The 6,568-nt window shown below is 55.5% G+C and carries 4 protein-coding genes; all 4 read right to left on the bottom strand.

All coding sequences use genetic code 11. The annotated features are described in order from the left end of the window. Positions 1-12: 12 nt before the first annotated feature. The 4 genes from JW953_02745 to JW953_02760 all read right to left on the bottom strand — a co-directional run bounded on the left by JW953_02745 (position 13) and on the right by JW953_02760 (position 6,190). Positions 13-2,688 (bottom strand): GAF domain-containing protein, encoded by a 2,676-nt coding sequence (locus JW953_02745; GenBank protein MBN1991594.1) that lies wholly within the window; start codon positions 2,686-2,688, stop codon positions 13-15. 126 nt (positions 2,689-2,814) lie between these two features. After that, complete coding sequence (locus tag JW953_02750; GenBank protein ID MBN1991595.1) at positions 2,815-3,024, bottom strand: hypothetical protein; 210 nt, start codon at positions 3,022-3,024, stop codon at positions 2,815-2,817. A gap of 9 nt (positions 3,025-3,033) precedes the next feature. Continuing rightward, positions 3,034-4,512, bottom strand: a complete 1,479-nt coding sequence (locus tag JW953_02755) for a serine/threonine protein kinase (protein ID MBN1991596.1) — start codon at positions 4,510-4,512, stop codon at positions 3,034-3,036. Positions 4,513-4,531: 19 nt separating this feature from the next. Next, a complete protein-coding gene (locus JW953_02760) occupies positions 4,532-6,190 on the bottom strand; it encodes a protein kinase (protein ID MBN1991597.1) in 1,659 nt (552 codons plus the stop codon). Between the last annotated feature and the right edge of the window lie 378 nt (positions 6,191-6,568).

Here is a 6,568-nt window from a genome sequence, read left to right on the forward strand (position 1 = left end):
TTTATTTCCTTTCTAAATATTTTCAGGAGTATCCTTCTGGGGTTGTTTGAGTGGCAGTGTTACCGTAAACATAGTCAGATAAGCGCCTCCCGCTTGAGGTTCACTCGTCACAGCGATGGCCCCATGATGCAAAATTTCAATAATTTGGCGGGCATGGGCTAAACCCAAACCGGCCCCGGTTCGGCGGCGGTCAGAAGACTGCTTGCCGCGATAGTAAGGTTGAAATATCAAATCTTGCTCGATTTCCTCCGGTAGAATCCCCGCCCCATAGTTCTGGATCTGGATACTATACCTCGAGTGTTTGGCGTTCGCCCAACGACCCATTACTTTGACGTAACGTTGCGAAGCGCTTTGTCCCGGCGAAGCGGAATACGAGTACTTGACGGCGTTGTGAACCAGATTTTTGAAGGCTAATTCGAGATCGAATAGCGACATTTCGATGTCGGGGAAAGAAGAGCCAATCGAATCCGGTCCAAGGATATCGCAACCTTTAGCGGCGGCTTCACTTTCAAACAACTGGCAAGCCACTTTCAAGGGACGATAAATGCTGTGAATGGAAAATTCACGAGCCGGCGTCTGTTCGGTTAAAACGGCCATAATCGTTTCGGTTTGCAGATGCAGGCGCTGCACCTGGCCCAAATTATGCTCGCTCAACTGTCTGAGTTCCGGATTGTCCGCCAGTTCATACATTAGATTTTCCGTATCGGCCAGAATACCCTGTAACGGCGTATTGATTTCGTGGGCCACAGACATCAGGAGTTGTTCTCGTTGTTCTGCCATATCTAAATTGTGTAAAATGGCGGCCAGCCTGCCGGCAATGGATTCTAGCAGGGAAATCTCGCCGGATAAGAAGGGACTCCCTGCCACCGGACGGCCAACGGTGATGACGCCATATAAGTCGCCGCTCTCAGTTTTTATAGGCACGGCCACAAACGACCAAGATGAACGGGAACCCAACTGCTGATAGGCATCTTGCTTGGGAGAGGGTAGCCCCAATTCTGGCCCAATCTTGAAATTTTGAGCCAGTTTTTTGAATCTATCTCGAATCTTGCGGGAGACTTTGCGGCCGTTACGCAACTGAATCAGGCCAACTTCGCGCCCTGTCTGATCCAGGAGCGAAACGGTCAGGTCATTTTTATAATGCTCCTCAAGGCGTTGTCTTTCGAGGCTGATCTTTTGTTTGGCTACCTCCCCAGCTCCGAAATGGTTAAACACGAGCGTCAAATGAGCCATGGCGCAAAAACCGGTCTTACCCTCACCTACGTCGTAAATGATATGGGACAAGGCCTCACTTTGGCCGGACAAACCCTCCCGGCTTGAGGCCCTCAACTGTAATTGCATTGCAAATTTGTTTCGTTGTAGCCTGTAAATGCAGCAGCCTGTTCCCGGCACCAACTCGGGAATATGTTCGACTACCGATTTAAAGAGTTGAGTAGGATCCCAGGTCTGCCCCATGCTGACCAGGAGTTTTCCCAGCCGCTTGTCCCGGTCGTTTTGGATGACCAGCGAGATTGTGCTGGCAAAAGACCGCGCCAGTTGCAGACCACTGTAAGTGAAAAATGGCTTGTTTTTTCTGTTTTCACGACCCAGGTAATAGGCGCACAAAACACCTTGCACCGACCCGGCCCGGGACTTGAGCGGCACGGCCAGGAAGGATAGCGGCTTATTTTCGGGAAACCTGCCTGAAGCAGGTTCATACTTTAGATACCGGTCTTCTTCTTCTATGGGCAACCCATCGGAAATGCGGAGCAAAAGCGCGTCGTCGAGTTTTCGACCGGCTCTGTATTCACGCAAATCGTCGATGAGCAGCGGTTTACCTGTTTTGAATACCCAGCCAATAATACCCTGTCCCTGCGCCCGAACGTCGGTCGAGTCGCGTTCGATGACCTGGCCGTCCTCCACCATAAGTCGAACAAGGCTGCCGCCATTTTGACTCAAGTAGAGCCGGCACGCCGAACAATCCAACATACTTCGTAAAGAGTTGGTCACATCACGGAATACCTCTTGGGGATCTTCCTTGGCCCCCAGTTCTATCAGGTGCAAAATCTTTTGGTTTTGTTCTTGCATCAATAGGTTGTGTTCCAGGGGGGTGGAAACCATTTGGGCAATGATTGTAGCAATTGCTTGTGAGGTAGGGGTAAAAGGTTGGCTATTGAGGGTGGCGGGTATTTTCAGGATACCGATTGTGCCCATTCGGCTCAAGAGCGGCACGATCAAAATTGGCGTTGGACTACCCTCCTCGTAGTAATACCGGCTGCCTTTATAACGGTCGAGCCAACGCAGGGCAGGGTCTACGCCAGCCAGTTCTTTCTGATTTGAACTATCCCTGAAGCACAGGGGGCGCCCTTGTTTAAAAACCCAGCCGCCTAAACCATCCTCAGGCGTATAAAAAGCTTTACCGATTAATTGTTTGGCGTCAGGACGGGTAGTTGCGGCCAAAACGATAAAGTCTTGTTGAATTGACTCGGCCAGAACCCCAGTCTCACTTCCGTCGATCAGCTGGCCATCATATTGCGGCACCAGACTCGGCAGGAGATAAATAGAGGCCCCCCGGCCGTTGCTCAAACGCGGCACCTCCTTTACGACCATCTCCAGCATTTCACTGATGTCCAGCACTGAGATGATTTCAGTAAAATCGGACAACCCCTTGATTTGTTCTTCAGGTTGTAGCCCTTTTTGTGGTAACATGGTTTTTTACCTAAAATTATGTAAATTTATATCTCCCTCAAAAAACAACTATTTTTAGCTTGCAACATCCAAGTCATTATCAGCATACCTCAAAAACAATATGGTGGCCTCCCAACTTTCTCCCAATTATCTCTCAAAATCCTCTTGGAGATGCGGATTTTGTTGGTCAGCAAATCGGGCAGGCAAGCCGTCAATAAGCGACAGAAGGGGATATTTCACTGAATCCACCGCAGAGACGCCGGGGGCGCAGAGTTTTTTCCGCGATCTCTGCGCCTCGGCGGTGAGTGGGTCAATGCGGTAGCGTTCTTTGAGGAGTTGTTGGGGGGAAAAGGGCATCTTTCCTCTTTATTCTAAACGAGCTATGCGCAACGTTCTTGGCCGGGCTTCCGGCCCAAGACGCACATAAGGTTCAACCTGCACAACGGCTGCCGTCCAGTAAAAAAATTCTTGGCTGACATGCTGCTGCACGCTCCAGGCTCCGGCCACGTCAAAATTGACCTCATACTCGCCGTTACCTTGATTTGTCACCGCAATACTTTTTACATCATAAGCCCCATAATGCTCCCGGTCTGCTCCTTCCGCCCAAATACGGACCTCAAACGTGGTGTTTGGGGGCAACTCGCCGTCCCACCGCCACCGGAACGTAGCCGGACGGCCGGCGTAAACCATGTCTCCTTCCGGTAGGGTCAATAACACCGGCGCGGTTAATGTTGGATCTGATGGCCGGGGAAACGTGACCGCCTTGGGAGGGAGGGCCGAGGTATAGGTCGGCGTTGGCGGGAGAGGGGTTGGCGAAGGCGCAGCCGTGACTAGCCTGGCGGTGGGCGCCCCGCCGTTGGCCACAGCCACAGTGCTATCGGCGGGAGATGAGGTTGAGGGTAAAACCAGACCGCCGCTCCGGTTCAGGCTCAAGCCAATCAACACCCCAATAACAACCACCAGGCCAACCAGGAAATAAACCGGATTGAACGGCCAGGGCGCAGCCGGCATCGGGGTGGGTTGAGGCTTGATCTTATCAGGATCGGCCTGAGCCGCTTGCAGCGCCTGAACCATCTGCGGCATGGTTTGGTAACGCTTCTCCGGTTTTTTGGCAATGGCCTTAAAAATAATATTGCGGACGCCGGCAGGGACGTGTGGGATGGGCGGCGGGGATTCATACACCTGCTTGTGCAGCGCGGCAAAGGGCGTGTCGGCCTGCACCGGGGGGCGGCCCGATAGCATGTGATACAACACCAGACCCAGGGCATACACGTCGCTGCGGGCGTCAACTTTGTGGCCGCGCGCCTGTTCCGGCGACATATATTCCGGCGTGCCGATGAGCGCGCCGTCGCGCGTAATAGTTTGGCCGTCCTGGTAGCGGGCCACGCCAAAATCGGTAATGATGGCCCGGATAACGCCCTCGCGCCGGTCTAACAGAATGTTGCTGGGTTTAATATCTCGGTGCACCAGGCCGTGCTGGTGGGCGTACGCCAATCCCTGGGCCACCTGCGCGGCAATTTCCAGGGATTGGGCCAAACTGAGATGCTGATTTTTGGCCGTGGCCTGTTGCAGGTGTTTATCCAGGCTGCCATAAGGGGCGTATTCCATTACAATATAGTGATAGCCTCGCTCCTGGCCGGCCTCGTATACCCGGATAATGTGGGGGTGATGAAGCTTACGCACAGCTTCGCGTTGAAAACGTTCCAGGGCAGTGGGTTGGGTGAGCACCTTTAGCGCCACCAGGCGACCCCGGCGGTCGGCGGCCCGATACACCACGGCCACCCCGCCCCGGCCAATCTCCCGGTCAATTTTATACCGGCCAAGCCACTCTCCTTCACGTAGCATGTTTTAATCCTCGTTCTGTTTATTCTGTCTGGCCAATAACAATGCGGCGCGACTCCGCAGCAGGGCCAAGTTGTTGGTAGGGCGTTACCTGGACCACCGCCACACTCCACCGATATTCAGCCTGGTCTTTTTGCACCGCGGCGGCGCTGGCCGGGTCAAATGATATCTGGTACACTCCGCCGTCCAGGGGCTGTATCTTGCTCTGCATCTCTTGCACATCATACGCGCCCATATCTTGCGCCGGGCTGCCCTCCGGCCAGATGTACACCAAAAAGGAGGTATTAGCGGGCAGTTGGCCGGGCCAGCGCCAGCGAAATTCATACGGCTGGCCGGTGTAAATTGTTTCGCCATTGGCCGGGGCCACTAACTCCGGCGCGTCGGCCAGGTCCGGCCCCGGCGTAGGAGTATTCGGCCCGCCAGACCGGGTGGCCGTCGCCAGCGGGAGAGGTGTCGCCGGGCGAGTGGGGGTTCGGCCCGGCGGACGGGTAGCGGTTGGCCTAGACGTGGCGCTTGGCCCGGCGGTGGGTGAGGATGTGGCCGTCTCATCCGGTTCCACAATCAGGGTCGGCGGCGTGCCGGTGGGCGATATGGCGGCGACCGGGCCGGGCGTATTGCCGCCCGGCGACCCAATCACGTCTTTCAGCAAAAACCAGAGGATACCGGCTGAAATCAGCGCCCCTACCAGGATAATGGCCAGGTTGTAATTTGGCTTTTTAGCCGCAGGCGGCGGCGTGGGTTTGACCGGCAGGCTGATAATGGCCGGGGCCTGGACGGCCCTGGCCAGCCCCTGCCCCCCGGCGGCCGGGCGTAAAGCGGCCTGGTGGGGTTTTAAATTGGCCCGCGCCCGCTCCAGGTCGGCCTGCATGGGGGCCATGCTTTGATACCGCTTGGCCGGCTCTTTGGCGATGGCCTTGTTCACAATTTTGCGAATAGGGCCGGGCACAGCCGGATTGAGCCGGGCCAGAGGCAGCGGCGTTTCGTAAATTTTATCGTGCAGTTGGCCGTAATCGGTATCGCCGCTAAAGGGCAGCCGGCCGGCCAGTAGTTCATACAATACCACGCCTAAAGCATAAATGTCGGCCCGGTGGTCGGCCTGGTTGGGATTGGTGATTTGCTCCGGGGCCATGTAGGGAATGGTGCCGGTAATATGGGCGGCGGCTTGGGCCGGCTGCAGCCGGCCCAGGGCCTGGGCAATGCCAAAATCGGTTATTTTGACCTCCCCTTTTTCGGTCAATAGAAAATTGCTGGGTTTTACGTCGCAGTGGACCAGGCCGCGCCGGTGGGCGTAACCCAACCCGGCCGCGGCCTGGCCGGTGGCCGACAGCGCCTCGGCCATGGTCAGGCCATAACCCGCGCTCTGGAACTGCCGGGCCAGGCGCGTTTTTAAGTCCTGGCCCGGCAGGTAGGCCATGGCCAGGTAGTAGCGGCTCTTGGCCCGGGCCGCGTCAAACACGGGCACAATGTTTTGATGTTGTAGTTGGGCCATGGCGTTGGCTTCCCGGATAAAACGGCTTACCATCCGCTCGTTTTGGCTGAATTCGGTTTTTAGCACTTTCAGAGCCACCGGCTGTTTCATATCGGCTCGCCAGGCCAGGTAAACCCGGGCCATGCCGCCTTCGTCAATCAGTTTCTCGATTTTGTACCGGCCCAAGGTTTGGCCGATGAGGGAATCTTGCATGGGTGTGTCTCCTCTGTAAATAGCCCTCACCCCCACCCCCTCTCCCAATGGGAGAGGGGAGTCGCGCCAGCGACGGGGTGAGGGCTTTGCGTCGCTGGTGGTGAAGCCAGGGTCTCGTGATAACTCCTCAAAAAATAAAGGATGAAGGATGAGGGATGAAGGATGAATCCCTATATCTAAAATTCATTCTGGGCGCCGGCATGTCATTTCGAGAAGCTTGGAAGCGAAGCGACTGAAGCGACGAGAAATCTCCTCCAGGCGGGTGTTATAAAGAGATTTCTCGGCCTACGGCCTCGGAGCAACTGTGATTTAATTTTATCAAAAACGACGCACATCAAGCCGGCGACCAGGCTTGTCGGGTGCGAACCATTGCATTAA

Source organism: Anaerolineae bacterium, from assembly GCA_016931895.1.
In the GTDB taxonomy this organism is placed as follows: Bacteria; Chloroflexota; Anaerolineae; order 4572-78; family J111; genus JAFGNV01.

Bases quoted from the DNA above. Each gene is read 5' to 3' on its own strand.
- JW953_02745 (MBN1991594.1), bottom strand. From the start codon at position 2,688: ATGTTACCACAAAAAGGGCTACAACCTGAAGAACAAATCAAGGGGTTG.
- JW953_02760 (MBN1991597.1), bottom strand. From the start codon at position 6,190: ATGCAAGATTCCCTCATCGGCCAAACCTTGGGCCGGTACAAAATCGAG.
- JW953_02750 (MBN1991595.1), bottom strand. From the start codon at position 3,024: ATGCCCTTTTCCCCCCAACAACTCCTCAAAGAACGCTACCGCATTGAC.
- JW953_02755 (MBN1991596.1), bottom strand. From the start codon at position 4,512: ATGCTACGTGAAGGAGAGTGGCTTGGCCGGTATAAAATTGACCGGGAG.